25 protein-coding genes and 2 pseudogenes are annotated in these 25301 nt (G+C 69.0%); 14 read left to right on the top strand and 13 right to left on the bottom strand.

Annotated features, from left to right (window positions below):
- The first annotated feature begins 1 nt into the window (after position 1).
- The 4 genes from CTZ28_RS30040 to CTZ28_RS30025 are packed head-to-tail and all read left to right on the top strand — an operon-like array spanning position 2 to position 2997.
- A complete protein-coding gene (locus CTZ28_RS30040; RefSeq protein ID WP_121892938.1) occupies positions 2–589 on the top strand; it encodes an aromatic-ring-hydroxylating dioxygenase subunit beta in 588 nt (195 codons plus the stop codon).
- A complete protein-coding gene (locus CTZ28_RS30035) occupies positions 586–975 on the top strand; it encodes a non-heme iron oxygenase ferredoxin subunit (RefSeq protein WP_121892857.1) in 390 nt (129 codons plus the stop codon). Before CTZ28_RS30040 ends, CTZ28_RS30035 begins: the two co-directional genes overlap by 4 nt.
- Positions 972–1766: a 3-(cis-5,6-dihydroxycyclohexa-1,3-dien-1-yl)propanoate dehydrogenase gene (gene hcaB, locus CTZ28_RS30030; RefSeq protein ID WP_121892856.1), complete on the top strand. Its 795-nt coding sequence runs from the start codon at positions 972–974 to the stop codon at positions 1764–1766. Before CTZ28_RS30035 ends, hcaB begins: the two co-directional genes overlap by 4 nt.
- 13 nt (positions 1767–1779) lie before the next feature.
- Entirely contained in the window at positions 1780–2997 is a 1218-nt protein-coding gene (locus tag CTZ28_RS30025; RefSeq protein WP_121892855.1) for an NAD(P)/FAD-dependent oxidoreductase, read from the top strand.
- Positions 2998–3008: 11 nt separating this feature from the next.
- On the opposite strand, the gene CTZ28_RS30020 is transcribed toward CTZ28_RS30025, so the two are convergent.
- Positions 3009–3626, bottom strand: a complete 618-nt coding sequence (locus tag CTZ28_RS30020; RefSeq protein WP_121892854.1) for a TetR/AcrR family transcriptional regulator — start codon at positions 3624–3626, stop codon at positions 3009–3011.
- Positions 3623–4330 (bottom strand): IclR family transcriptional regulator, encoded by a 708-nt coding sequence (locus CTZ28_RS30015; RefSeq protein WP_121892853.1) that lies wholly within the window; start codon positions 4328–4330, stop codon positions 3623–3625. The genes CTZ28_RS30020 and CTZ28_RS30015 overlap by 4 nt, the downstream gene beginning before the upstream one ends.
- Positions 4331–4780: 450 nt before the next feature.
- Here CTZ28_RS30015 and CTZ28_RS30010 point away from each other — a divergent pair, with 450 nt between their 5' ends.
- Positions 4781–5023, top strand: coding sequence for a PrpF domain-containing protein (locus CTZ28_RS30010; RefSeq protein ID WP_121892852.1), 243 nt, complete (start codon positions 4781–4783; stop codon positions 5021–5023).
- Between the two features lie 123 nt (positions 5024–5146).
- Here the strand turns inward: CTZ28_RS30010 and CTZ28_RS30005 are convergent.
- From CTZ28_RS30005 to CTZ28_RS29985, 5 genes and pseudogenes are all read right to left on the bottom strand, one after another.
- Positions 5147–5960 (bottom strand): annotated as a pseudogene (locus CTZ28_RS30005) (IS256 family transposase); the annotation flags it as partial.
- A 203-nt stretch (positions 5961–6163) separates the two neighbouring features.
- Positions 6164–6853, bottom strand: coding sequence for a response regulator (locus tag CTZ28_RS30000; RefSeq protein ID WP_121892851.1), 690 nt, complete (start codon positions 6851–6853; stop codon positions 6164–6166).
- Positions 6777–8069 carry a sensor histidine kinase gene (locus tag CTZ28_RS29995; protein ID WP_259471878.1) on the bottom strand — a complete coding sequence of 431 codons (1293 nt, stop codon included), beginning with the start codon at positions 8067–8069 and terminating at the stop codon, positions 6777–6779. The genes CTZ28_RS30000 and CTZ28_RS29995 overlap by 77 nt, the downstream gene beginning before the upstream one ends.
- A 112-nt stretch (positions 8070–8181) precedes the next feature.
- Complete coding sequence (locus CTZ28_RS29990; protein ID WP_121892850.1) at positions 8182–10386, bottom strand: MMPL family transporter; 2205 nt, start codon at positions 10384–10386, stop codon at positions 8182–8184.
- A 259-nt stretch (positions 10387–10645) separates the two neighbouring features.
- Positions 10646–11893 (bottom strand): FAD-dependent monooxygenase, encoded by a 1248-nt coding sequence (locus tag CTZ28_RS29985; RefSeq protein WP_121892849.1) that lies wholly within the window; start codon positions 11891–11893, stop codon positions 10646–10648.
- A gap of 78 nt (positions 11894–11971) precedes the next feature.
- Here CTZ28_RS29985 and CTZ28_RS29980 point away from each other — a divergent pair, with 78 nt between their 5' ends.
- The 3 genes from CTZ28_RS29980 (at position 11972) to CTZ28_RS29970 (ending at position 14097) form a co-directional block, all read left to right on the top strand.
- Positions 11972–12532: a TetR/AcrR family transcriptional regulator C-terminal domain-containing protein gene (locus CTZ28_RS29980; protein WP_183154667.1), complete on the top strand. Its 561-nt coding sequence runs from the start codon at positions 11972–11974 to the stop codon at positions 12530–12532.
- A gap of 30 nt (positions 12533–12562) precedes the next feature.
- Positions 12563–13372 (top strand): carboxymuconolactone decarboxylase family protein, encoded by an 810-nt coding sequence (locus tag CTZ28_RS29975; RefSeq protein WP_147481213.1) that lies wholly within the window; start codon positions 12563–12565, stop codon positions 13370–13372.
- Between the two features lie 68 nt (positions 13373–13440).
- Complete coding sequence (locus CTZ28_RS29970) at positions 13441–14097, top strand: peroxidase-related enzyme (RefSeq protein ID WP_121892846.1); 657 nt, start codon at positions 13441–13443, stop codon at positions 14095–14097.
- 319 nt (positions 14098–14416) lie between these two features.
- Here the strand turns inward: CTZ28_RS29970 and CTZ28_RS29965 are convergent, their stop codons facing one another.
- From CTZ28_RS29965 to CTZ28_RS29940, 6 genes are all read right to left on the bottom strand, one after another.
- On the bottom strand, positions 14417–15547 hold the full coding sequence (locus CTZ28_RS29965; RefSeq protein WP_121892845.1) for an NAD(P)-binding domain-containing protein: 1131 nt from the start codon (positions 15545–15547) through the stop codon (positions 14417–14419).
- Complete coding sequence (locus CTZ28_RS29960) at positions 15544–15930, bottom strand: hypothetical protein (protein ID WP_121892844.1); 387 nt, start codon at positions 15928–15930, stop codon at positions 15544–15546. Before CTZ28_RS29960 ends, CTZ28_RS29965 begins: the two co-directional genes overlap by 4 nt.
- 82 nt (positions 15931–16012) lie before the next feature.
- Positions 16013–16573 (bottom strand): NADPH-dependent FMN reductase, encoded by a 561-nt coding sequence (locus tag CTZ28_RS29955; protein WP_121892843.1) that lies wholly within the window; start codon positions 16571–16573, stop codon positions 16013–16015.
- A gap of 94 nt (positions 16574–16667) precedes the next feature.
- The gene (locus tag CTZ28_RS29950) at positions 16668–17351 is read right to left on the bottom strand and encodes a CE1759 family FMN reductase (protein WP_121892842.1); all 684 of its coding nucleotides are present in this window, start codon (positions 17349–17351) and stop codon (positions 16668–16670) included.
- Positions 17348–18535, bottom strand: a complete 1188-nt coding sequence (locus tag CTZ28_RS29945; protein ID WP_121892841.1) for a CE1758 family FMN-dependent luciferase-like monooxygenase — start codon at positions 18533–18535, stop codon at positions 17348–17350. The genes CTZ28_RS29950 and CTZ28_RS29945 overlap by 4 nt, the downstream gene beginning before the upstream one ends.
- 88 nt (positions 18536–18623) lie before the next feature.
- Complete coding sequence (locus CTZ28_RS29940) at positions 18624–19100, bottom strand: MarR family winged helix-turn-helix transcriptional regulator (protein WP_121892936.1); 477 nt, start codon at positions 19098–19100, stop codon at positions 18624–18626.
- A gap of 186 nt (positions 19101–19286) precedes the next feature.
- On the opposite strand from CTZ28_RS29940, the gene CTZ28_RS47800 reads away from it, so the two are divergent.
- The 6 genes and pseudogenes from CTZ28_RS47800 (at position 19287) to CTZ28_RS29915 (ending at position 25093) form a co-directional block, all read left to right on the top strand.
- Positions 19287–20255: a DUF5954 family protein gene (locus CTZ28_RS47800; protein ID WP_220795449.1), complete on the top strand. Its 969-nt coding sequence runs from the start codon at positions 19287–19289 to the stop codon at positions 20253–20255.
- A gap of 511 nt (positions 20256–20766) precedes the next feature.
- Positions 20767–20880, top strand: a pseudogene (locus tag CTZ28_RS29935) (IS5/IS1182 family transposase); the annotation flags it as partial.
- Positions 20881–21641: 761 nt separating this feature from the next.
- Positions 21642–22262 (top strand): response regulator transcription factor, encoded by a 621-nt coding sequence (locus CTZ28_RS29930; protein WP_121892840.1) that lies wholly within the window; start codon positions 21642–21644, stop codon positions 22260–22262.
- Positions 22259–23065 carry an enoyl-CoA hydratase/isomerase family protein gene (locus tag CTZ28_RS29925; protein ID WP_121892839.1) on the top strand — a complete coding sequence of 269 codons (807 nt, stop codon included), beginning with the start codon at positions 22259–22261 and terminating at the stop codon, positions 23063–23065. The genes CTZ28_RS29930 and CTZ28_RS29925 overlap by 4 nt, the downstream gene beginning before the upstream one ends.
- Positions 23066–23256: 191 nt before the next feature.
- Positions 23257–24213: an ABC transporter ATP-binding protein gene (locus CTZ28_RS29920; protein WP_121892838.1), complete on the top strand. Its 957-nt coding sequence runs from the start codon at positions 23257–23259 to the stop codon at positions 24211–24213.
- Positions 24214–24286: 73 nt separating this feature from the next.
- Positions 24287–25093 (top strand): ABC transporter permease, encoded by an 807-nt coding sequence (locus tag CTZ28_RS29915; protein ID WP_121892837.1) that lies wholly within the window; start codon positions 24287–24289, stop codon positions 25091–25093.
- Positions 25094–25301: the final 208 nt, after the last annotated feature.

Below are 25301 nucleotides of genomic sequence, written 5' to 3'. Positions count from 1 at the left end.
GATGATCGAACACTCCGGCGGCGCCCAGCGGGACCAGCCCGACGCCGGTGCGGGTTCGGCGTACCGCCGAACCGACGTGCTCACCCAGCACGCCGTCGAGCAGTTCCTGTACGCCGAGGCGCAGTTGCTGGACGAGCACCGCTACGTCGAGTGGATCGAGCTGTTCGCCGACGACGTGCACTACTGGGCGCCCACCCGGATGACCCGCACCCACCGCGAACGCGACCGCGAGATCTCCGACGTGCATCAGTCCGCCTACATCGACGACGATCTGCAGTACCTCAAGGGCCGCGTCCGCCGTCTCACCTCGGGCGTCGCTTGGTCCGAGGAACCGCCGTCGCGCACCCGCCGCCTGATCACCAACGTGCGGATCACGCCGCGCGAGGACGGCGAACTGGCGGTCACGTCGAACTTCTACGTCTACCGCAGCCGTCTGGAACGGCATGAGGACTGGTGCGTGGGCGAGCGTTTCGACGTGCTGCGGCCTGTGGACCTGGACGCCACGGGATACCCGTACGTCGTCGCCGACCGCAGGATCGTTCTGGAGCAGACGACCCTGCTCATGCCCAGCCTGTCGATCCTGCTGTGAACGCCATCATCATCGACGATGTCGCGCCGCTGCTGGAGGAGATCGAAGGCCGCACGTGGTGGCGGGCCTGTTCCGCGGGAGCGGTGCCCGACGACGAAGGGCTGAAGCTCGGCACTCTCCCGCCGGCCGCGGTGTTCACCCAGGACGACAGGTTCTTCTGCCTCGACGACACCTGCACCCACGACACCTACTCCCTCGCCGAGGGATGGGTGGAGGACGGCACCGTCGAATGCACGCTGCATCTGGCGAAGTTCGACCTACGCACCGGCGCACCCCTGCGCCCGCCGGCCACCGCCCCGGTGGCCGTTCACCCCGTCACCGTCGTCGACGGCGCCGTCTACGTCGCGCTCCCCACCACGTATCTGATCAAGGAGGAGACCGCATGAGCTGGCTCGAGGACAACTCCGTCGTCGTCACCGGCGCCGGATCCGGTCTCGGACGTGCCATCGTACGCCGGTTCGTCGAAGAGGGCGCCCAAGTGGTCGCCTTCGACAAGTCCGAGGACAAACTGCACGATCTCAAGGACAAGCTCGGCGACACGGTCGAGACCGTCGCCGGGGACGTCCGGAGCACCGCCGACAACGACCGCGCCTGCGCCCGGGCCGTCGAGGCGTTCGGCAAGCTCGACACCTTCATCGGCAACGCCGGCCTGTGGGACTTCAATCGCTCCCTGCCCGACACACCTGCCGAGCAACTCGCCTCCGGCTTCGACGAATTGTTCGGCGTCAACGTCAAGGGCTATGTCCTCGGTGTCAAGGCAGCGCTGCCCGCGCTGCGGGCATCCCGCGGCTCGGTCGTGCTCACGCTGTCCAACGCCGCGTTCTATCCCGGTGGGGGCGGCCCCCTGTACGTGGCCTCCAAACACGCAGGTGTCGGGCTGGTCAAGCAGTTGGCCTACGAGCTGGCACCCGAGGTACGGGTCAACGGCGTGGCGCCGGGCGGAATGGACACCGATCTGCGGGGCCCGGCGGCACTGGGCCTGTCCGACACCGCGATCGGCGAGGTCATCCCGATCAACGACCTCATGGCGCAGGGCTCGGCCCTGCGCATCGCCCCCCAGCCGGAGGACTACGTCGGCGCCTACGTGCTCCTGGCCGCCAAGGCCCAGTCCGTCACCGTGACCGGTTCGGTGTTCGACGTCAGCAGCTTCGGGATCTTGCCCCGCTTCAACGGATGAAGGCAGCGCACGCATGAACAGCACCCTCCAGCACGTCGTCATCGGCGGCAGCGCGGCCGGCGTGGCGGCGGCCCTGTCGATGCGTGCCTCGGGGTTCCAGGGCCGCATCAGCATCATCGACGCCGGCACGGACGAGCCCTACGAACGGCCGCCCCTGTCCAAGACATTCGAGGATCTGGCGGCCCCACGTCCGATCGTCCCGGCCAGCTCCTATGCCCAGCACGGGATCGACCTGATCCTCGGCGCCCAAGTGGTGAAGCTCGATGAGCAGCACCACCGGGTGGTCCTGGACACCGGTGACGACCTCCTCGCCGCCGCCGTCCTGCTGGCGACCGGGGTATCCCCCCGTCGGCTCGACATCCCCGGTGAGGATCTCGGCAACATCCTCACCCTCCGTGACATCCATGACGCCCGCGCCATGTCGCAGCGCCTCGACGCCGGAGGCCACCTGATGATTATCGGTGGCGGGTTCATCGGCCTGGAGGCCGCGGCCGTCGCCCGCCGCAGAGGGCTCGACGTCACCGTCGTGGAGGCGTTGCCGATGCCCCTGGCCGGAGTCCTGGGAACCGAACTCGCCCAGATCCTCCAGCAGATGCACACCCGCGAAGGCGTGCGTTTCCTCACCGGCCGGACCGCTGCGCGGTTCCACGGCGGCACCGAGGTCGAGGAGGTGCTGCTCGACGACGGGACGCGCTGGGAGGCCTCGACGGTGCTGGTCGGATGCGGTGTAGTCCCCAACGATCGGCTGGCCGGCGAAGCCGGCGTCTACACCCGGGCCGGCGTAGTCACCGACGCCCACGGACGGACCAGCAGCCCGTGGATCTGGGCAGCGGGTGATGTGTCGAACTATGTCAGCCCCTACACCGGCCGCCGTCAGCGCATCGAGCACTGGGACGTCGCCCAACGTCACGGCACCGTGGTCGGGGCCAACATGGCCGGCCTTGAAACGGTCAATACTGCGGTCCCGTACTTCTGGTCCGACCAGTACGGAAAGCGCCTGCAGATGTACGGTCGCCGCTCGGCCGGCGACCAACTCGTCATGCGCCCGGCCTCGTCGGGCGAGGACTTTCTGGCGTTCTGGCTGCGCGAGGGCCGGCTCGTGGCCTCCGCCGGCCTCGACCGGCCCAGGGAGTTGCGCGCGACGAAGCCGCTGATCGAACGCCACGCACTGGTCAGCGCGGTGGACTTGGCCGATCCGGCCGTGCCCGTGCGAAGGCTCGGCACGGCGTAGGGCGACCAGGGTCAGCCGGACCCGGCGATCATCTGTTGCAGGACTGGATAGAAGTCCGCCATGTGACGCAGGTAGAGATCCTGATCATCTCCCGCGATCATGATCGCGGCCCGGCTGTAGGTCGTGGTGACCCGCGCCATCCGGTCCGCGCGGTCGTCGGCGTCCGGCATCCCGGCCGCCGACGCGAACGTGGCGAGCGCCGCGGCGATGTGCTGCTCGAAGGCCTGCGTGTCGGCCTTCATGATGGCGGCGATCTCGGGATCCTCGTGGCTGATGCGCAGCAGTTCGAGGTTGAGGGTGAAGTAGGGGTAGTCGTCCAGGACCGCTTGGACGGTCCCGTTCCAGAAGGTCATCAGCCCTTCCTCGGCCGTACGCGCGCTCTGCACGGCCTGGGTCAGGTTGTCGAAGAACCGCTTCTCAAAGCGCTGGTACACCGCGGCGAGCAACGCGGCCTTGCTGCCGAAGTGGTAATAGAGCGAACCGACCGGATAGCCGGACTCACGGCAGGTCCGCGCTATCGACGCCCTTTCGTACCCTTCGGCGATCATCAGGCGTTCCGCCGCCGACAGGATCGCCTCACGCGTCTCAGCCCCGCCGGTCTGGACGCCTGCCGTACGTCTGCGGGTCATGACGTCAGCGACGGAACGACGGCTGCCGTCCGCGAGATCGCAACCGCGGTCTCGCGCAGCGGGTTGAGGAACACCCGACCATCTCCCTCTTTGGCGGCGAAGGCGACAGAGACCGCGGCCACCGCGCGATTCCCCACGAGGATCGGGACGGCTACGCACGCCAAGCCGGGAGTCGCTTCCTCCCTGTCGGTCGCGAAGCCGTCGCGCCGGACGCTGTCCAGACGGGCAGCGAGCGCGGAATCGATCCGGCTGCGGCCGTCACCGAACGCGAGCAGCACCTTCCCCACTCCGGTCCGATGGGCGGGCAGACGGCCACCGACCAGCGCCGGAGTATGCGGTGAGACCAGACTCGGCAACTTCTCCAGGTAGACCGACTCCTCGTCCCGCAGCACCGCCAGGTGCACCGTCTGCCGTGTCATCCCACGCAGTTTCTCCAGACGCGGAAGCGCGAGCTCACGCAGCGCCATCTCCGCCGACATCGACCCGACCGAGAACATCCGAAGCCCCACCGTATAGCCACCGGGCACCTGCTCGACGGCCTGCACCCTCATCAGCATCAACAGCAGGCGGTGGACTGTTGATTTAGGCAGGCCGCTACGCCGCGCGATCTGGCTGAGCGTGAGCACGCGATGACCGTGACTGAAGGCGTCGAGCACGTCGAAGGCCTTCCACAGGACGGACGGAGCTTGGTCGAGTGTCGTCATCGATGCACCTTCCTCGCGAAGCTGTAGAGCATCCCTCTAGAGCGACGTTCTACAGTGAAGTTACCGCACCGAAACATCTGTCACAACCGGTCGTGGGGCGGAGGACGAGGGGGCCATCGCAGTCCCGATAGTCGGTGTCATCCGTTTCCGACGACATCCCGAGGACCTTATGACCGCCCCCGTCGCCGGGCGCGCCACCGCTCGGGTGCCTCACGAACAGGAGCGCCAGACGGCGCGCAGGACGTGCCGACCCGCCAGGGGACGACTGCCGTCGGTCGCAAGATCAGGTCGACCGCACCTCCGTACAGCGGCAGTTGGGCATCGACCAGAGCCAAGGGTTGCGTCCAGGGAAGTGGTGTACGGTTTCGACCTGATCCGGGGGTTTGCCCCACCCAAAACGCAACAGGCTCGGTCCCGGCCCTGGTGTCCCACTCGCGTGGGCGGTAGCCGTTGCGCGCCTACTGGGTGACCGGCGCCGTCTGCACCGCGGTCGCCGCCCGTCTTCCCGGCTCCGTGCCCAATGAGGCAGCCACCCGGGCGGTGTCCGGCGGACTGTTCCGGGTCCGGCATCCGGCCGGAGCCCTAGACGTCGAGGCCGACGTGGACGGCACCACCCCGAAGGTCCGCAGGGCCGCCCAGCCGCAGACGGCGCGGCGCCTCATGGACGGCGTGGTGAGACTTCCGGCCGGCTGACCGTCGCCCCCTGTCCGGCTGGCGCCCGGGGATCCGCTCACCCACCGGTACGACGGTTCGAGGTTCCCGCACCGGTCCGGCTCGCCCCTGGGCGGCGCGGACCCTGCCGGGTCTCACCCTGTCCGCGGCCGAGCGGCCGTCGAAGGTGATGCCGAAGGCGTTCAGTGCGGTCTTCCAGCGCATGGTCCGGCGGGCCTGGCGCTTGCCGGTGGGGGCGAGGGACATGATCGCCATGTAGACGCATTTCAGGGCGGCTTGCTCGTTGGGGAAGGGGCCGCGGGCCTTGACCGCCCGGCGGATGCGGGCGTTCACCGACTCGATCGCGTTGATCGTGCAGACGATGCGGCGGATCTGGGTGGTGAGGATGTGCAGCCCGTGCTTGGCGCCCTCGCCGCCGTCGCCGGCCCACAGCCCCAGGATTCAGCGCCGGCCCTCCGCGGTGACGGCCAGGGCGACATAGATGGGCCGGTTGGCGACCGCACCGTCACGGATCTACACGTGGATGGCGTCGATGAAGACGACCGGATAGACCAGGTCCAGGGAGGGGTCGACTCTGTCATTCGGCCATGCCCTGGAGGACTTTGTGGGTGATGGGGGAAATGGTCCGGCGGGAGACGTCGGCTCCATAGACCTCCGCGAGGTGGGCCTGGACCTCGCCGGTGGTCAGGCCCTTCGCGGCCAGGGAGATGACCATCTCGTCGACGCCCGTGAGCCGTTTCTGCCGCTTCTTGACGATCTTCGGCTCGAAGGTGCCGTCCCGGTCACAGGGCACCGCGATCTCCACCGGCCCGACGTCGGTCAGGACGGTCTTGCCGCGTTTGCCGTTACGGGAGTTGGCACCGTTCTTACCGACCGAATCGTGTTTGTCAAAGCCGAGGTGGTCAGTGATGGTCAGCTGCAGGCCCTCGGCCTGGGCCCGGCCTACCAGTTCGTCGATCTACTGGTCGTCCACCGACTTGGCCGACACCGGCCCAGCGACCTTGGCTACCTCGGGCTTGTCCGCGTTATCACTGGCCATCGATGCATCTGCCATGACCGGGAGTTACGCCGAACGCCTCACAGCCCCCTTCGACGCAGATGTGGAGTTCGGGGCCAACGTCGACCTCGCCCTGCGCGCCGTCGCGCCCGCTGGGGAGGTCGTCAGGTTCCGGTGTCGGGCGCCGGCGGCTGGTGCGCGCGCACGAAACCGGTCTGGTAGGCGATCGCGATGAGCTGGGCTCGGTGGCGGGCCTCGAGTTTGGCCATCATGCGCTGGACGAAGGTGCGGACTGTCAGCGGGCTGATGCAAAGGGTCTCGGCGATTTCGTCGTTGGTGAGGCCGTTGGCGATCTGGGCCAGTACCTCGCGCTCGCGGGGTGTGAGTGTCTCCAGTATGCGTGGCACCGCGGTGGGTGGACCGGGGGTGGCGAGGTAGCGGTTGATCACGACGTGTGTGGCGGAGGGAGAAAGGATCATGTCTCCGGCCGCAACGGTGCGGATGGCGCTGAGGAGTTCGGCGGGCGCGACGCCTTTGCCCAGGAAGCCGCTCACGCCGGCACGGAGGGCCCGTGTCACGTACTCGTCGGTCTCGAACGTGGTGAGGATGAGGACACGGGCCCGACCGGGTGCTTCGGACCGGGTGATCTCTTCGGCGGCGTCGAGACCGTCCTTGCCGGGCATCCGGATGTCCATGACCACGACATCCGGCGCCGTGGCACGAGTCAGCTGCACGGCTTGGGTACCGTCTCCAGCGACTCCGACGACTTCCATGTCGTCACTGGCATTGATGAGGATCTGGAAGGTACCGGTCAGGAGCGCCTGATCGTCGGCGAGCAGTACCCGGATGGTCATGGGCTGTCCTCCCGGTCGCGGGGCGCCGGCGGTGTGGTGGATGGGTGGGGAGTTCGGCGATCACCTCGAAGCCGTGGACCGCCTGCGGCCGGGCCTGGAGGCGTCCTCCCACAGCCAGGGCCCGCTCCCGCATGCCGATGAGTCCGTACCCGGTGACCGTGTCCGCCGCTGCGTGTGCGGGGCCGTCGTCTCGGATCGTGATGGTCAGGAGGCGGGTCGTGTAGGCGAGTTGAAGCGAGGCCCTGGTGGTGTCGGCGTGTTTGGTGACGTTGGTGAGGGCTTCCTGCACGATCCGGAAGGCGGTGAGGTCGACTCCGGGGGACAGCGGTTGTTCGGGGCCGTCGTCGATGACGTCGACGGTGAGGCCGGCGTGTGCGAAGGACGCGAGAAGGGCTGGGAGCTGGGCCAGTCCGGGCGCAGGCTCCAGGGGGGCTTCGTGGCCGCTCTGGCGCAGCAGTCCCACGGTTGTGCGCAGTTCTTCCAGCGCGGAGAGCAAGGTGGAGGTGAGGTGACGCAGGGCATCCTGCGCCTGATCGAGCTTGGCGGGGAGTAGGTATTCGGCGGTGGCGGCTTGGGCGTGGGCGAGGGTGATGTGGTGGGCGACGACGTCGTGGAGGTCGCGGGCGATGCGCATCCGCTCGGCGCCGACCCGGTGGCGTGCTTCGTCCTCGCGGGTGCGTTCGGCGAGTTCGGCGCGGGCTTCGACGGCAGCGACGTAGCCGCGCCTGCTGCGCGTGGAGTCGGCGACCGCGCTGGCCAGGAGTACGAAACCGACCAGCCCTACCTGTTCGGGCTGCATGCGGGGGCCCTCCGGTGCCCAGAGGACGGAAGCCGCGAGCAGGGTGAGGGCGCAGGCGGCGGTGTAGCGGATGGTGGTGCGCTGGTCGCTGTGCAGTGCGAGGGAGGCCAGTGCGGCCATGACGGTACAGGCGGTGGTGGAGCCGAACTCGTAGTTCAGCGTGGTGCTCATGGCGCCCAGAGCGGTGCCGCACGCGGTGGTGGCAACCACGGTCAGGCGCGGGAGGCGGCGGTGGGCGAGGAAGGCACCCGACGAGAGCAGGGTGACGACCAGCGCGGGCCATGGTGGCCATTGGCGGATGTGCGGAGGCTGGTCCATGGCCGTGGACACCAGGGTGATGCCGCACAGCAGGAGCGCGAGGGTGATGTCGACCCGGCGGGGATGACGGCGGGACCACAGCCGCAGTGCGTCGATCACACGTACCTCCTTGACCGGCCGCGGCGGTGTTCTTGTCCTGTGCCGGGGCCTGTCTTCTGCCAGGGGGCGCGCCGGGCCGCCCAGCTGGCCGGGCGGCCCGGCGCGCTGTGGGTCATCCGTGCACCGACTCCCGTTGCGGGGCCTGCGCCGGGAGGTCGGTACCGGCCCGCAGCCGGCGGCTGAGTTGTTCGCCTTCGATGTCCAGGTCGGGCAGCACCTTGCCGAGCCGGCGCGGGAGCCACCACGCCGAGTGGCCCAGGAGTGCGAGGGCGGCGGGCACGATGGTCATCCGGACGACAAAGGCGTCGAAGAGGACAGCGGACGCCAGCCCCAGACCGAGCATTTTGATCATGGAGTCGGTCATGCCGATGAAGCCGGCGAATACGGCGATCATGATGACGGCGGCGGCCACCACGACGCGGGCGCTGTGGCGGAAGCCGGTGGTGACGGCCTGAGAGGGCTCTTCACCGTGTACGTAGGCTTCCCGGATGCGGGTCACGAGGAAGACCTCGTAGTCCATGGCCAGCCCGAAGACCACACCGATCAGGAAGATCGGCATCATGCTCATCACGGGGCCGGTCTGGGCGACTCCCAGCAGGTCGGCCAGCCATCCCCACTGGAACACCGCGACGATCACGCCGAAGGCTGCGGCGACGGAGAGCAGGAATCCCAGTGCGGCCTTGATGGGAACGAGGATCGAGCGGAAGACGACCAGCAGCAAGAGGACGGCCAGGCCCACCACGACGGCGAGGTAGGGCAGGAGCGCGGCAGTGACCTTGTTCGACACGTCGATGTTCATCGCGGTCTGTCCGGTGACCACCATGGATGCGCCGGTGGCGGTCTTGAGCTCGGCTGCTTCGGCGCGGATGGTCTTGACCAGATCCTTCGTCGCGGTGGCGCTGGGGCCGGTGCTGGGCACGGCGGTGACGACGGCGGTGTCCTCGGCCTTGTTGAACATGACGGGCGACACCTCGACGATGCCGTCGGTGGCACTGAGGGTCTTGCGGGCCTGTGCGGCCACGGCTTTCGCGTCGTCGGCCTGCCGGGTGTCGATGACGATGGTCAGGGGTCCGTTGAAGCCGGGGCCGAATCCGTCGGCGAGTGCGTCGTAGGCGCGGCGCTGGGTGGTCGAGGTGGGCTGTGCCTCGTCGCCGGGCAGGGTGAGCTGCAGGTCGAGGGCCGGTACGGCGACGATACCCAGGCCGACGACGCTGAGCAGCAGCGCAGCCAACGGCCTGCGGACGACGAAGCGGGCCCAGCGGCTGCCGGCAGGCTCCTTCGCCCCGACAGCGGCCGGGTGGCGTGCGGTGCGGTGGGCGCGGGGCAGGACCGCCCGGGGAAAGAAGCCGAGCAGGGCGGGCAGCAAGGTCAGAGCGACCAGAACCGCGATCACGACGGTCCCGGCGGCGGCCAAGCCCATGTCGGTCAGCATCGGCACGCCCGCGACCGCGAGTCCGGCCAGCGCGATGACGACGGTGGCTCCGGCGAAGACGACGGCGGAACCGGCTGTGCCCACGGCGCGGCCGACGGCCTCTTCAGCGTCGTGTCCCTCGGCCCGCTCCGTGCGATACCGGGAGAGGATGAACAGGGCGTAGTCGATTCCCACGGCCAGACCCAGCATGAGCGCCAGTGTGATCGTCGTGGTGGACATGCCGGCGGCGATGATCGCGCAGACGCCCGCGCCGAGCCCGACGAGTGCGGTGAGCAGCGGCAGGCCAGCGGCGACCAGGGCCCGGAAGGTGATGACCAGCACGATCGCCGCGACACCGATGCCGATCAGTTCGGTGATGCCGCCGAGTTCTGGCCCGGCGTCCACGGCCGACCCGCCGACCTCGACCGTCAGGCCCGCGTCCCGGCCGTCCTGAACGGCATCCATGAGCGCCTTGCTCGTGGCTTCGGACAGTTCTTCACTCGGGGCGGCGTAGGTGACGGTCGCGTATGCGGTGGTGCCGTCCTTGCTGACGGCGTCCGCTGTGAAGGGGTTCTGGGCCTCTGCCACCTGAGGGCCGGCGGCGACCTCATCGACGGCCTTGTCCACCACGGCCCGGTGATCGGCGGCCGTCACCTTCTGCCCGTCCGGGGCCGCGAAGACGATGCGTGCATCAGCCCCCTCCGAATTCCCGCCGGGGAATCGCTCGTCGAGCAGGTCGAAAGCCTTCTGCGACTCGGTGCCCGGCATCGCGAACCCAGCGTCCTCGGCCTCTGGGGCCGTGGCCGCCATCAGGGCACATGCCGCCAGGAGCACCACCCATACGAAGGCGAAATAGCGGCGTTGCCGGAATGACAATCGACCAAGTCGATAGAGCAATGAAGCCATGACGAGGAGCTCCAGTCGGGAGGAAGGGACATTGCAGCGGCACGAAGGCCGCGCTCCGGCTACGGCTCGGAAAGCATGAGCGGGAGCCTTCCCCCATCGTTTGCTGCGCGGCACGTCCTCGTCGTCCCCCGCATGCTGACACTGCGTCGTACTGCAGGAGCAGTACGGGGCAGGGTGACGCGTGCCCGGCCGTGGTCCCGAGCAGGGCCGGACGGACCGAGCCGTGTGCCGTGCGGGTGGGAGGCGAGGAGCGGCACGGTCAGGCGGCTCGCAGTTCCGGGCGATCCGGGAGCTGCCAGTCACCGCCGCGGTCCTCCTTGGAGAAGCGTGCCGCCAGATCCGGGATGCGCAGGGCGGTCGCCACACTGGTGACAGCGAGGAAGGCGTCGATGGCGCGCTGGGTCATCGGCATGCCGATCCGCAGGAGGCGCGGATTGACCTCGGCCTGGATTTCGTTGACGAAGGGCCGCAGCACGGTGTCGTAGTTCGCCAGTGCGGTCGGCAGATCGTCCGGGTGCCGGTTGATCTCGTCGGCCAGGACGTAGGCGCCGACCAAGCCGCCGGAGACTCCCATGCCGCTATAGGGGGAAGCACAGTGCGCGGCGTCCCCGGCCAGGACCACGCGGCCCTTGGACCAGGTGTCGGTGCGCACCTGGGCGATCTCCTGGGAGTAGAAGAAGGGGCTGGTCTTCATCCCGTCGATGAAGCGCTCGGTCTGCCATCCGGCGTCGCGGAACCTGCGCGCCCAGAACTCCTGCTGGCGCTCGACGGGTTCCCGGTGGATCGCCGAGGCTTCCTCGGATTCTTCGCGGAGCACGAAGTAGACCTGGGTCTCGGTCGGATTGTGGCTGCGGCGCATGATCTGACGGCCGCCCGGGGCCATGTAGGTGTCGCGGATGTCGCTGTCGGAGGCGATGCGCGGGACGAACCAGTACGCCATGTGGATGCCGACCCGCCAGTACGGGTCGAAGCCCTCCGGGAGGATCGCCCGGCGGATGCGTGATCCCTGTCCGTCCGCGCCGACCAGGAGGTCGAACTCGCCGGACGACCCGTCGGAGAAGTGGGCGACGACCTTGTGCTCGTCCTGCTCGAAACCGTCCACGCTCTTGCCGAAGACGTACTCGGCGTCGTGCTTGGTCGCATCGTTGAGGATACGTACGAGGTCGCCGCGCATGATCTCGTACTCGGACGTCAGTGTCTGGCGGCCCTGCCCGGAGGTGTTGGCCATGATCGTCGCTTTGGCCTTGCCGCGGGCGTCGACGAAGGCGACGCCCTTCTCGTCCACGAGCTGGGACCGGACCTCGTCGAGGAGTCCCATGCGGCGGACGGCCTCGATGCCCTGACCCCGCAGGTCGACCTGGGTGCCGGTGGCCCGCAGCGCGGGGAAGCGTTCGACGACGGTCACCTGGTGGCCGCCCCGCGTCAGCCAGAAGGCCAGCGCCTGCCCCGCGACTCCGCCGCCGGCCATGAGGATCCGCAAGGACCGCGTTCCCGACCTCTGTGTCATGTCCACCACCCAAAATCTATCGGTGAATGATTCCTTTTCAGAGTCATCTATCAGCGATAGATTGTCAACGTGACGAAGATGAACCGTGAGATCGTGGTCACCGAGGCGCTCAACCTGCTCGACGAGGTCGGCCTGGATGCCGTCAGCACACGACAGCTGGCGAAGCGCCTGCGCGTCGAACAGCCGTCGCTGTACTGGTACTTCCGCACCAAGAAGGACCTCCTGGCGGCCATGGCGCAGGCCGCGATGGCGCCCCATGCGAACGCACCGCTGCCGACGCCTGAGGACGACTGGCGCGCATGGTTCCTGGAGAACACCCGCAGCTTCAGGCGCACCCTGCTGATGCGCCGCGACGGCGCACGCCTCCACGCCGGCTCCACGCCCACGGCAGACCTCGACCGGATCCGCCGCAAGATGTCCTTCCTCATCGACTCCGGCGTGCCCGAGCGCGACGCGCAGATGGCGATGCTGACCGCCAGCCGGTTCACGGTCGGCAGCGTCCTGGAAGAACAGGCGGACGCAGGACCCGGCGACAGCCCGGACCTACCGCCCGACACGCCACGAATCGATCACGAATCGGCGTTCGCGGCGGGGCTGTCCCTCATCGTGGCCGGCTTGACCCAGCGCGTACCGACATAGGAGTCGGACCTGCACTCTGCCGTGCGCGGCTTGCGAAGGCCACCGGGGCGCGGACGCACACCACCGCGCCGGCCCGGGCCTCCGCGTGGATCATCACTGCATGGCGGCCACCACGTCACCGACTGGCCACTCGCCCAGATCGGTAGCGGCGCCACGCCCTGGCCGGCGCCACTGCCCGTCTCCGCCCCCTGGCGCTATCGGCTGTGGGCTCTGGACATTGCCCTGGGCCTGGTCGCTCTGATCGCCTTCACCCGCGAGCGCACCTGGCACGCCCAGACCAACCGCCTGCGCGCGAGCCGCCCCGAGATCTCCGGCCTGATCGACCGCCCCGACGGACTGCTCTTCGCGCCCGCCGACGACCTCGGCGTCACCCCGGGGGAACGGCTCACCCTGGCCGTCTACGTCGCTGCGCTGCACTCCGCGGAGTCCGCCGACGGCTACGCTCGCCGCCTGCGTGAGGCGGGCGCGTCCGACGCGTACGCGGCCGGTGTGCGGCGCACCGCCAGCCGCGACGTGGCGCCGGGACCGTACGGCGTGCACAAGGGCGGCGGCGCGCTCGCCGCCGAGAGCCGGCCCGGCCCCTCCCTCACAGTGACACCGGAGCTGACCGCTTCGGTCGGGGCCAGGACCGCCCAGGCACTGCGATACGCGCACCTGCTGGTGCTGCACCCGCGCGACGCCCGCCCCGGCGACCTCCAGGAGATGTTCGACGCCGGGTGGACGCAGCGCCAACTCATCGTGATCGCCCAACTGGTGTCGGCCCTCACCCTGCTGCTGCGGGTGCGGGCGGGAGCCGCGGTGGCCGCGGCCTGGCAGCGTACGAACGGAGTCCGGGCATGACCGACGAGGCAACAGAACACGTGTCAGAGCACGGGGCAGACCACACAGCCGGCCAGGAGACCGGGCGAGTGATCGGCCCCGGTCCGGTCCAGCGGCCCGACCGGTTCGCCCGCGGCTACGACGGCTGGATCGCCTGGCTGGCCGAGGAACCGGACGACGGCTTCGACTGGGCCGCCGCGTTCGGCGAGCAGCGGGCGGCCCGGTCCACGTCCCGGCTCAGCGCCGGCGACCGCACGGTCGCCCGCACGATGGCCTCGATCGAGGACGGCGTCTTCGGCCACGCCCCGGACCTCCACCGCGCCCCGGACCTCGACCGCGCCGCGGACCGCCAGGACAAAGAACTGTCGCCGATAGAAAGGGAGTTCGCCGCCTTCGTCACCTCACGGGTCAACAGATGCCTGTACTGCACGGGCGTCCACGCCCTGCGCTTCGGGCAGTACAGCGGGGACTGCGGATCGGCCCGCCGGGTCCTCGACGACGGCATCGACGCCGAACTGCCCGAACACCTGCGGGTGCTGGCCGACTGCGTGGCGGCACTCACGGCGACACCGGCCACCTTCGGCCCCGAACACGCTGCCGCCCTGGCCGAACAAGGCCTGGACGCACCTGCGATGCTCGACTTCATCCACAGCGTGGCCTACTTCATCTACGCCAACCGCATGGTCCTCACCGTGGGCAAGCTCACCGGCCCTCCCCCGAACCCCACCGCGCAGGACGCCACCTGACCAGCGTCCCCACGGCCGTTGATCCAGCACAGACTCACCAGGCACACGTCAGCTGTTTATCGAGCCGGGGACGCCGGCCGTCCCTGGCCAATTGGCTGACGCGACCACGGAAGGAAGCAGCCATGGCGCCTCGGTTTCCCGTCGCTTCCCTCGTCGGAGCTCTGATGGTTTCCCGTGTTCGGCGCGATGGAGTTCCGACCGGGGCGGGTCCTTCCTGAGTCGACATGGCCTTCGGCCTGTAGTTGTGTGGTTTGTCGGTGTCGCCCGCGTGGGCCCGAGGTGGGCTGTGTGGGAGCGGCAGTGCTCCCGCACAGCCCGTCTAGGGAGCCCTGGTCGGCGTCGGTGTGCGCCGTAGTCGCTCGATCAGGGCGCGGACCGTGTCACGGCCGGCGCGGTTGGCGCCGACGGTGGATTGGGAGGGGCCGAAGCCGATCAGATGCACGCGGGGTTCGGCAGCGACCTGGGTGCCGCGCATCGCGATGCCGCCGCGCTCGTTACGCAGATGCAGCGGATCGAGGTGAGCGAGGGCTGGTTTGAATCCGGTGGCCCACAGGATGACGTCGACCGGGGTGAAGGAACCGTCGGCTTCGCGGACGCCGTCGGGCTCGATCGCGGTGAACATGGGACGACGCACGAGCGCCCCGCGATCACGCGCCGCGACTGCGTAGGGCAGCCAGGCCAGATCGGTGTAGGAGACGACGCTGCCGGTCGGGTTTCCGGCCTCGACGTCAGCGGCGACCTTCGCGACGATCTGGACGCCGTCTTCCGGGTGGAACTCGCCCTCGCGGAACACCGGCTCACGTCGCGTGTACCAGAACACCGTCGCGACGCGGGAGATCTCCTCCAGCTGCTGGATCGCGGAGATGCCGCCGCCGACGATCGCCACCCGCCCACCCGTGAAGTCCCGCAGGGAGACGAAGTCACGGGTGTGCAGCTGCCGCCCGCGGAACCTCTCCTGGCCGGGATAGTGCGGCAGAACGGGGTTGGTCCAGGTGCCGGTCGCATTGATCACCGCCCAGGTCCGCCAGGTGCCGGCGCTCGATTCGACGAGGAGGTCGCCGTCCGGGTCCTGGTCGGCACGGCGCACTGCGGTCACCGGGACGGGACGGAGGATCGGCAGGCCCATGGCGCGCTCGAACTCGGCGAAGTAGGCCGGGATCGCCTCACGGCTGGGGCTCTCCGGGTCGATGGGCGGTTTCGGATAGCCGGGCAGGTCGAAGATGTTGTTGACGGTCGCCATCGTCAACGAAGCCCACCGGTGCCGCCAGGCGCCGCCCGGAGCAGCCTCGGCGTCGAGCACCACGAACGTGCGCTCCGCAGCAGGGTCGTCCAGCGCGCTGACAAAGCCGTGCCGCTGCAGGTGGTACGCGGCGGAGAGGCCCGCCTGCCCGGCGCCGATCACGACCACCGTCGCAGACCGCACCCCCACACCACTCTCGGCGGCGCTCATCGCGGCAAGGAGGCGAGGACCGCCGCGGCCACGCCCACGCTGATCAGGAGCAGGTTGACCGAGAGGGCACGGAACTCCCTGCGGGCCACGTGCACGCCGGGCGCGAGCACCTGGATGCGGGCCGGCCCGACGACCGCCGTAAAAGACACCCACCGCGCCCATTGCCGTCCGGCCACGGTGTACGCGAGGGGCAACGGGACGATCACACCGGCCGCGCCGGCGATCTCCGGCCACGGCGCCATGTACGCCCGTCCCTTACCGGTGGACTGGGGCCATGGCATCCGCTTCGGCAGCTGCTCCCCCGAGGTGAATGTCTCCACGGCGCCGGTGAGGCGATTGAACGCGCCGAGCACGCCGGCCACGGTCCACACGGCGATGACCATCTCGATTCCGTCCTCTCATCGGGTCTGCTCAGGGTGGTCCGGGGAGGCAGACCGGCACGCCTGCCTCCCCGGACCGGCGGCGTCAGCCGCGCAGCGGCTTGAGTGCTGCGGCCCACCGCTCGAGCTGGTCGAACAGCGTCGCAGCCAGCGGCGCATGGTGGTCGCCCGGGGTGAACGTGCTGAAGTTCTCGAAGTCGGTGATCAGCGAGAAGCCCAACTGCTGACGCACATGCGCCAACTGCAGCTCCGACGCGATACCGCGCAGGTGCTCGACCGCGCGAGCACCGCCCAGTCCGCCGTAACCGACGAACGCGGCAGCCTTGTCGTTCCACTCCGTGTAGACGTAGTCGAGCGCGTTCTTCAGCGCACCCGAGGTGGAGTGGTTGTACTCGGGGGTCACGAACACGAACCCGTCGTACTGCGCGATGGTCTGCGCCCACTCCTTGGTGTGCTCGCCCTGGTACTGCCCGGCCGACGGCGGGATCGCCTCGTCCAGCAGCGGCAGCGAGTAGTCGGCGAGGTCGACGAGTTCATAGCTCGCGTCGCGGCCGGCGGCCTGCTCGATCACCCAGTCGGCGACGGCCTTGCCGTTGCGACCCGGACGAGTGCTTCCGAGGATCACGGCGATACGAAGGTTGGTCATCTGTATTCGTTCTTTCTTTCTCTGTTTTCTCACAGGCCCTGCGCACGGGATCGTACGGCGCAGGGAGCACATGGGCGCGGGCAGTCCGCCGCGGTCAGTTGCCGCCGCGGGCCAGGCGCATCAGGTCGGTGTCGAAGTCGACGTCGGCGGTCGTGCGTTCGGCGCGGGTGGCGTTGCCGCCGAAGGCGTGCTGGTAGCCGCCCCATCCGCCGTCGGCGATGTCGCGCCCGATACCGCTGACGATGAGAGCGGCGAGCTCGGCGGCTGCGCGGTCGATGCGCTTGCCGAGATCAGGCGATCCCCAGTCCTCGGGGGCGGCGAACAGCGAGGTCGGTGCGGGCAGTGCGCGCAGGAACGCGAACAGGGGTCGCAGCTGGTCGTCAACCACCATCGCGTGCCGGGCACTGCCTGCTGTCGCCGCCAGCAGCACCGGCTTGGCGATCAACAGGTCGTTGTCGAGCAGGTCGGCGAACGACTTGAACAGACCGCTGATCCCGGCCTTGTAGACCGGTGTGGACACGATGAGCGCGTCGGCGACGGTGAGCTGCTCGATCGCGTTCTGCACGGCCTCGGCCGGATATCCGCTGACGAGGCTCTGCGCGATCTCGGTCGCGCTCGGGGCAAGTTCGATGACCTGCGCCGATGTGTTCCGTCCCGACTCCCGCAGACGCGCCACCACCGCCTGCGCAGCCCGGTCTGCGAGCATCCGCGTTGTCGACGGGTCGCTCGTGCCGGCACTGATCGCGACGAGCCGGAACGGCGCCTCCCCCAGGCTCATACGACCCTCGGCATGTTCGCGGGCCGCTCCGGGTCGCTGTCGAGATACGGCAGCGGCCCAGAGGTGTTGTCACCGGAGTTCGGGCGGGGCCGCGCCTGACGCGTCTCGCCGTCACCGTAGGCGGCCTGCACGAGCGAGGCGTGCGTCGGGGCATCCGGGACGCCGGGCGCCCGACGGGCGTCCATCTCCTTGCGGAGCACCGGGACGACCTCGGTCGCCAGCAGCTCCACCTGCTCCAGCGCTACGTCGACGGGGAGCGAACCGATGTCGATCGCCCACATCTGCCGCTGGTAGTCGCCGAAACCCTCTTGGAACGTGAGAGTCTTGTCGATGACCTCCTGCGGAGAACCGACCGACAGCGGCGTGTTCCGGACCATCTGCTCGAGACTTGTGCCCTGGAACATCGGGTAGCTCTCGAAATACGGGCGGAACCGGTCATACGCGTCCTGCGACTTCTTCGCGATGAACGCCTGACCACCCAGACCCACGATGGCGTCCTGGGCTCTGCCGTGCCCGTAGTGCTCGAACCGCTGCCGGTAGAAGTCCACCAGCGGCTTGAAGTGGAAGTTCGGCGCCAGGATGTGGTTCGCGAAATACCCGTTGCCGTAGTACGCGGCCTGCTCGGCGATCTCCGGAGTGCGGATCGCGCCGTGCCACACGAACGGCGGGATGCCGTCCAACGGCCTGGGGGTCGCGGTGAAACCCTGCAGCGGTGTGCGGAACCGGCCCTCCCAGTCCACGACGTCCTCGCGCCACAGCTTGTGCAGCAGGTTGTAGTGCTCCAGCGCCAGCGGGACGCCCTGGCGGATGTCCTGCCCGAACCACGGGTACACCGGCACCGTGTTGCCACGGCCCAGCATGAGGTCCATGCGACCCTTCGCCACGTGCTGCAGGAACGCGTAGTCCTCGGCGATCTTCACCGGGTCGTTCGTCGTGATCAGCGTGATCGAGGTCGACAGAAGAATGTTCTTCGTCTCGGCGGCCACATACGCGAGCAGCACCGGCGGCGCGGAGGCGACGAACGGCGGGTTGTGATGCTCGCCGAACGCAAACACGTCCAGGCCGAACTCGTCCGCGGCCTTCGCCACCCGGATCGTGTCCTGGATACGCTGCGCCTCCGAGCGCGGGATGCCTGTAGCCGGGTCAGGTGCGATATCGCCCACACCAAAGATGCCGAAATGCAAAGCAAGGGTCCTTTCGCTGAAAAGAACACGAAGGGACCGTGCGGGTGCATGTATGCCGGGGCGCGCGGTCTCCTCTACGAGGATCGGGTCAGTCGCGTGCGTCTCTGTCGAGGTGTTCACGCAACGTGGTGGTCAACGTGTCGATCTGTGCGAGCTGCTCCGGGCTGAACGCGTCGATGAAAATCTCGCGGATGGCGCGTAGGTGCGGAACAGAGCTGGAGCGGAACGCAGTCGCACCCGCCTCCGAGAGGGCGACTTCCGCACCGCGGCTGTCGCCCGCGCACGCGCTCCGGTGGATCAGCTCGCGCTTCTCCATGCGCCCGAGATGGTGTGAGAGGCGACTGCGTTCCCAGCCGATCAACTCGGCCAGCTCTGAGGAACGCAAGGTCCGCCCGTCGGCCTCGCTGAGCGCCAGGAGCACCGCGTAATCCGCCGACGACAGCCCCGAGTCGGCCTGCAGGCGGCTTCCGATCAGCGAGCGCAGCACCTCAGCCGTCTCGATGTAGTCCCGCCACACCCGCAGCTGCTCCCGCGTGGGCAGCACACGACGTCGCGCCTGGGCCATGCCGACACCTCCCATGATTGACACGTCAATCATATGACCCGTGATTGATGTGTCAATCACCGGCCCGGCGCGAAGGCACCAGGCGAGGAAGGCCGTGGTTCTGCTGGGCGTGGGCGCAGAGCGGTTCCAATACGGGTTTGAACTCGTCCGGGGAGGTCGACACCGCCGGGGGCCGGGCGCTCGCGGATGTGGAGGGGCGCGCAGCCAGGTGGACTCCGTCACCCCGGTACTGCCGGCCGCCGCTGCGCAGGCGACCTCGCCGATCCGTCTCGGAACAGGGGAATCGGAAACGAAACCCCGTCCGACCGACCCCGAACCCGCCGCCACTGCAGCGCCACAAAGCCGGACATCGAAGACGGCCTGGTACTGGACCCGGAAGCACCGCTCACGCCCGCCCAGGCCGCGGAACGACTGGCCCTACGCAGCCTCGCCTACACCGGATCCCGGTTCCCCAAGGACGTGCGCAGCAACTCTCAACGGGCGCTGGAGACCCATCCCGACCTGATGCTTCACCCTGCGCTCTTCACCCTCACATGGTTCGAACCGCGCCAATGGGGCCTCATCCCCTGGGACACCGACCCCAGCAACGCCGACGCCACGCACCATGGCCGTCGAGAGCACCGACCCCGCGGACGCAAGTTTGCCGAGTACGCCCTGGCCGCCGGCCGGCTCCGGATCGACGCGCCAATCAGGTCGAGGCCCGGGGCACGGTCCATCGGATCCGCCGCGCCCGCCGACTCGTGCGCCGGGGCCTTCACGGCACGAAGGAGCACGCCCGGCCGGAGGTACGGCCCTGGCCGCGCGGCAAGTGTCCCGCGCTGTTCGTGTGGCCCGCCGGGCACCGGCACTACGGATCGGCCCGCTCGGCCAGAACCTGGTCGGCCGCGCGCAGGGACGGCCGGCATCAGTGCGGCGACGACCTGCTGCTCGACGAAGGCACCCACGCAGGCGGAGTTGAGCAGCTGTCAGCGCTCCTCTGCGCCGCAGTTGGCCACGTCCCGAGCACACACGTCTTCGGGCAGGGCCGGTTACTGCATCCGCAGCGCACGAGCCCGCCCGCGAGGCTGGGGCCGCCTCGGACCGTGCCCACGGCTTCAGCGCGGACGCGTTTGGCCACCAGTTTCGCTTCGTCCGCCTCGAACCAGGCCACCATGATGCAGGCGGGCAGGACTTTCGGGATCGTCACATGCCATCCGTCCCGGGAGCGGACAACCCGTCCGGTGCTCGGCCAGCACCGCACCGGACAGGGCGCACCAGCCCAGCGCGACCGCCCGGTCCGCCAAGACGTACTGCATTGGGTCGACTCCCGGTGGTCGACCAACTACTGGCGGGTGGGCTGTCGGACACACATCACCGCAAGTCGCCGCAGGTGACGGTCGTCGCTCTCGCTGCCGGTCCGCTCCCACGGCCTCACCGAGGTCATCACCGGTCCCGCTGACTCGCCGTCACGGCGCCACCGGAATCGTTCCCCAGGGCCGACGTCACTGTCGTCACGCATGACGACCTGTTCCCCTCGTCGTTCATCCGGCCCGCGGCCGTCGGGCCACAACGACCAACCGTTGCAGGCCCTCACGACCGAATTTCAGCGTCCGCTCACTGCTTTGACTATCCATAAGCGCACTGTGCTTGGACGATAGCAAGATCCTTTTCCCGGTTCCCGCGCAGCCGCCGCCCGGCCCGCGACTACGGGACTCTCCCCGCTCGCTCCGAGGCCATGATCCACGTCGCCGTGATCGACAATCTCGCCAAGCGTATAACGGCCGAGACGACGCCCACCTGACGAGGAACCCACCAGGAGACAAAGGGCAGTCCGCCTACATCAAACCCCCTCTCAGATCACCGGCACCATGCAAGCTGCCCTCACCCGCATCCGACTCGCTCAAACCGACGACGGAGATACCGCAGCCCCCGCTTCTGATTCCTTTGCTGCGTGACAAGTGGTAACTCTCCGGTTACTGTTGGCCTGGATTCAGAGGCGGAGCTCGTGCATTCATTGACCCCGCGCGTGCCCTGAGCGGCCATCGGGCTGAAACGCACAATCAGGGAGGAGGAACGTGCCACAGCCAGCTGACCCCCCAGGCTTACATCACCTCGGCGGGACCGTGCGGACTTCCCCGCCACGCTGCCGCGACCCGGGCTCTACCGGTTTCCGTGTCGCCGCGCGCACACCCCGGGCCCACTGTTCCCACGGATGTCACAGGACCTTAACGTGGGCATCGAAACCTGGCATCACCGGTCTGCGATAGTGGAACGGGCCATGGAACAGCTGTGCCTTGCACCGGGAATAGCACCCTCCAGGGTTATCTACGCACCAGTAATATCTGCTGGAAGAAGCATGCATTCCGCCTGAATACTCGGCGGACACCCCGGCAGTAATGCAGTCACGCGCCGAAGGGCGCGGTAATCCCCCTTCCCACCGCCCCGGCACGGACTTCCACCGGACAGGGAGGGCATCACCTCGAGAACGTGGTTCAGCACATTCACAATATATCGAACGAAGACGGCATCAGCCGTCGCTGTCGGAGCACGAGGGGTTCTGGTATGGCAGAGAAGGGCAGATGCGGACTCCTGGTCCTGCACTCGTCACCCTTGATACGCAAGGCGATTCTCGATCTGTTCCGGGGCGATCCGGGCGTCACCGTGCTGGGAGGCTGCCCGCACCCGACCGCCGTCGGCAGCCTCCCCGCACGCCGACCGGACGTCGCACTGGTGGAGTACGAGCAGTGGCAGGGGGTGCTCGGCAATCTGGCGTACTGGAGCGGTACCCGGGTCGTCCTCTACAGCAGGGACAACACCCCTCGCAGCGTGGTGAATTGCATCAGGGGCGGGGCTGCCGGGTTCGTGCACGAGTCCTGCCCGCCCGAGTCCATCGTCAAGGGGCTGCACGACGTGCTGAGCGGGCGCAGCTTCTGGCATCTGGGGGTCGACGAGTCCGAGCGCGCACCGGCGGCACAACGCGTCGACACGGGCGGGCAGTGGAAGCTGAGCGGACGCGAGGAGGAGATTCTCGGACTTTTACTCCGCCGGCGCTCCAACGAGGAGATCGCCCATGAGCTCTGCCTCACCCAGCAGACCGTCAAGAACTACGCGAGCCGGGTCTTCCACAAGGTGGGCGTGTCCGGGCGCAAGGAGCTGTTCAGGATGCTGAGGCACTGCGGATGAACCCCCAGGAGACGACCACCGGCACAGCGGACAGCCCTCTGCTGGTCGAGCGACACGGGCGGGTAGTCACCCTCACACTGAACCGGCCACACCGCCGCAATGCGATGTCCACCGCGATGTTGGGTCAACTCGCCCATGAATTAGGCAGGTTGACGGAGCGGGGCAGGGACGCACCGGGCGCGCTGGTGGTCACCGGGGCCGGCGGGACCTTCTCCAGTGGTGCAGACACCCGCGAACCCGACTGGCGGGACCTGTCGCGCCGCGCGGTGCGGCGGGCCTGCTTCCGTACCGTGTTCTCGGCGTTGCACGAGGCCCCCTTCCCCGTGGTGGCGGCCGTCGAGGGATATGCACTCGGGGGCGGGCTCGAACTGGCCCTGGCCTGCGACCTGGTGGTGGCCGGCGAGGGTTCCCTGTTCGGTCTTCCGGAACTGGGGGTCGGCGCCGTGCCGGGCGGTGGCGCGGTGCACTCGCTGGTGCGGCGGGCCGGCCGCGGAGTGGCCGCCAGGATGCTGCTGATCCCCGGGGAGCGCGTACGGGCGGACGAGCTGGCCCGACTGGGCGCGGTGGAACGCACCGTGCCCGACGGCGGGGCGCTCGCCGAGGCGCGGGCGCTGGCGGCCTCCGTGGCCGAGGGGAATCCGGCGCTGCTGGAGGCGGGGGTCCGGCTGCTGCGGGACTCCGGGCATCTGGACCGCACAGCGGCACTCGGTGTGGAGAACGGCTACTGGTGGCAGGCCGCTTCCGCCGCGAACCGTGACCCGTCGCACGCCGATGACCAGAGCATTTCGGGCCACGGAAGGTGAGTGCTTCGTTGCAGCAGGCGAGGCGCGTCGGTAATCTTATTGATCAGATTCAGTAATCAGTGAACGAACTGCCGCACCGTACGGCAGACCGCTGACGCCCCCACCCCCGATGCCCTCGAATGCCCGCCGGACGCCCCCGGCCGACCGCGGACGCAAGAGCCGTGGACGCAAGAGGAGAGAGCAGAAGAGACGTGACCCCTCTCATCGAATGCACTGATGTCACCAAGAAGTTCGGTGACTTCACCGCGTTGAGCCAGCTGAACCTGACAGTCCCCCCGAGCGTGGTCTACGGATACCTGGGGCCCAACGGAGCGGGCAAGAGCACCACGATCCGTATGCTCATGGGCCTGTCCCGGCCCACGTCGGGCCGGGTCCGGGTGTTCGGCCAGGATCCGACCGAACCCGAGGTCCGACGGCGCATCGGCTATCTGCCCGGCGAACTGCGGCTGGACGAACGGCTGACCGTCGGGCAGACGCTGACCTCCTGGGGGCGGCTGCGGGGGCTGCGCGACACCGCCTACCGCGACGAGTTGGTCCAGCGGTTCGGCGTCGACGTGTCCCGGAAGGTGCGCGGGCTCTCCACCGGCAACCGCCGCAAGGTCGGCCTGGTAGGCGCCTTCATGGCCCGGCCGGAGCTGCTCATCCTGGACGAACCGACCAACGGGCTGGACCCGTTGATGCAGCAGGTGTTCCTCACCACCGTCGAGGAGGCCCGGGACAACGGGCAGAGCGTGCTGCTCTCCTCGCACATCCTCTCCGAGGTCGAGCGGGTCGCCAACCTGGTCGCGGTGCTCCAGGACGGCAAGCTGGCCGCCTCCGGGCCGACGCAGGAGCTGCGCCGCCGGGCCGCACAGCGCTTCCACATCACCTTCGCGGAGGACGAGGACGTCCCGCTCGCCGCGCTGGCCGCCCTGGACGGGGCATCGGCCGTGGAGCGACGGCGGCCGGACGGCCAGGAGGTCTCCCTCACGTGGGCCGGCTCGCCCGACGCGCTGCTCACATTCCTGGCGGGCCACCGGATCAGGACGCTCACCGCGCCCGAACCGGACCTGGAGGAGGCGTTCCTGGAGTACTACCAGCAGGGCGTCCCCGGCAGCCGGAGCTCCACGGCCAAGGAGCCCTCCCCGGCCGCCGACCCGGTGCGGTAGCGACCGCCGGACACCAACGCCACGGGTCTCAGTCATCAAGGCCGTCCCCCCGGGCCGGCCAGAAGGGAAACACATGTCATCGCCCAGCTCGGAGATCTTCCGGCGCGGAGTACAGATCCAGCAGCGCACACTGATCGCCTGGTCGGCCGCGCTGGTCGTACTCGCACTCTCCGTCGTCGGCGCCTGGCCCTCGATGGAGAGCTCCGGCGCCCTGGAGGACTTCTCCTCCGGCGTGTCCCCGGACGTGGCCGCGGCGTTCGGGATCGACCAGCTCGGCAGCGCGAGCGGCTACCTCAAGGGGAACCTGTACGCGGTCCTGCTGCCGCTGCTCCTCGGCCTGATGGCCGTCACCGCCACCACCGCCCTGACCGGCGGGGACGAGGAGGCGGGGCGGCTCGAACTGCTGCTCGCGCTGCCGGTCGCCCGCCGCCGGGTCTTCCTGGTGCGCTTCCTGTGCGTGACATTCGGCCTGGTCCTCACCAGTGTCCTGGTCTGGCTGTCGGTGTACGGCTCGGTCGTCGCCTTCGACATGGACGTCTCCGGGGGCGGGGTGGCGGCGGTGACGCTCACGGTCGCCCTGCTGGCCGTGTTGCACGCGGGGGTCGCGTACGCCGTCGTCGGGTTCGGCTTCGGGCGCGGTCCCGCGCTGGGCGTGGCGGCGGGCGTGCTCGTCGTCGGGTACCTGCTGCACGCCATCGGGCCGATGTCCGACGCCCTGAAGCCGCTGGTGAACGTCTCCCCCTGGGAGTGGGCGCTGGGCAACGACCCGCTGCTCGACGGAGTCCCCTGGGGTGGGGTCGCGCTGCTGGTGGCTTTCTCGGTCGTGGTCGTCGCCGCCGGTACGTACGCCGTGGACCGGCGCGACATCAAGAACGCCTGAACCGGACACCCACACGATCCCGCAGCGGCCCGGCACCGCCTTCCCGGAGGTGCCGGGCCGTCGGTGTGCGTACGGGACGGGAGCGCCGCGGGCGATGGCGTTCGGGTGGCGAGGTGTCGCCGTACGGCCCGGGAGCCGAGTACCGGCAGTCATCAAATAAGGCGCGCATGAGTACTTGACGGCCATATCGAGGCTCATGTAAGGGCAG

The sequence above is a fragment of the Streptomyces shenzhenensis genome (assembly GCF_003688995.1).
GTDB lineage: Bacteria > Actinomycetota > Actinomycetes > Streptomycetales > Streptomycetaceae > Streptomyces > Streptomyces shenzhenensis_A.
This window is presented reverse-complemented; position numbering and strand designations above follow the sequence as displayed.

Bases quoted from the DNA above. Each gene is read 5' to 3' on its own strand.
- CTZ28_RS30040 (WP_121892938.1), top strand. From the start codon at position 2: ATGATCGAACACTCCGGCGGCGCCCAGCGGGACCAGCCCGACGCCGGT.
- hcaB (WP_121892856.1), top strand. From the start codon at position 972: ATGAGCTGGCTCGAGGACAACTCCGTCGTCGTCACCGGCGCCGGATCC.
- CTZ28_RS30025 (WP_121892855.1), top strand. From the start codon at position 1,780: ATGAACAGCACCCTCCAGCACGTCGTCATCGGCGGCAGCGCGGCCGGC.
- CTZ28_RS30020 (WP_121892854.1), bottom strand. From the start codon at position 3,626: ATGACCCGCAGACGTACGGCAGGCGTCCAGACCGGCGGGGCTGAGACG.
- CTZ28_RS30015 (WP_121892853.1), bottom strand. From the start codon at position 4,330: ATGACGACACTCGACCAAGCTCCGTCCGTCCTGTGGAAGGCCTTCGAC.
- CTZ28_RS30000 (WP_121892851.1), bottom strand. From the start codon at position 6,853: ATGACCATCCGGGTACTGCTCGCCGACGATCAGGCGCTCCTGACCGGT.
- CTZ28_RS29990 (WP_121892850.1), bottom strand. From the start codon at position 10,386: ATGGCTTCATTGCTCTATCGACTTGGTCGATTGTCATTCCGGCAACGC.
- CTZ28_RS29985 (WP_121892849.1), bottom strand. From the start codon at position 11,893: ATGACACAGAGGTCGGGAACGCGGTCCTTGCGGATCCTCATGGCCGGC.
- CTZ28_RS29980 (WP_183154667.1), top strand. From the start codon at position 11,972: ATGAACCGTGAGATCGTGGTCACCGAGGCGCTCAACCTGCTCGACGAG.
- CTZ28_RS29965 (WP_121892845.1), bottom strand. From the start codon at position 15,547: ATGAGCGCCGCCGAGAGTGGTGTGGGGGTGCGGTCTGCGACGGTGGTC.
- CTZ28_RS29960 (WP_121892844.1), bottom strand. From the start codon at position 15,930: ATGGTCATCGCCGTGTGGACCGTGGCCGGCGTGCTCGGCGCGTTCAAT.
- CTZ28_RS29955 (WP_121892843.1), bottom strand. From the start codon at position 16,573: ATGACCAACCTTCGTATCGCCGTGATCCTCGGAAGCACTCGTCCGGGT.
- CTZ28_RS29950 (WP_121892842.1), bottom strand. From the start codon at position 17,351: ATGAGCCTGGGGGAGGCGCCGTTCCGGCTCGTCGCGATCAGTGCCGGC.
- CTZ28_RS29940 (WP_121892936.1), bottom strand. From the start codon at position 19,100: ATGGCCCAGGCGCGACGTCGTGTGCTGCCCACGCGGGAGCAGCTGCGG.
- CTZ28_RS47800 (WP_220795449.1), top strand. From the start codon at position 19,287: ATGTGGAGGGGCGCGCAGCCAGGTGGACTCCGTCACCCCGGTACTGCC.
- CTZ28_RS29930 (WP_121892840.1), top strand. From the start codon at position 21,642: ATGGCAGAGAAGGGCAGATGCGGACTCCTGGTCCTGCACTCGTCACCC.
- CTZ28_RS29925 (WP_121892839.1), top strand. From the start codon at position 22,259: ATGAACCCCCAGGAGACGACCACCGGCACAGCGGACAGCCCTCTGCTG.
- CTZ28_RS29915 (WP_121892837.1), top strand. From the start codon at position 24,287: ATGTCATCGCCCAGCTCGGAGATCTTCCGGCGCGGAGTACAGATCCAG.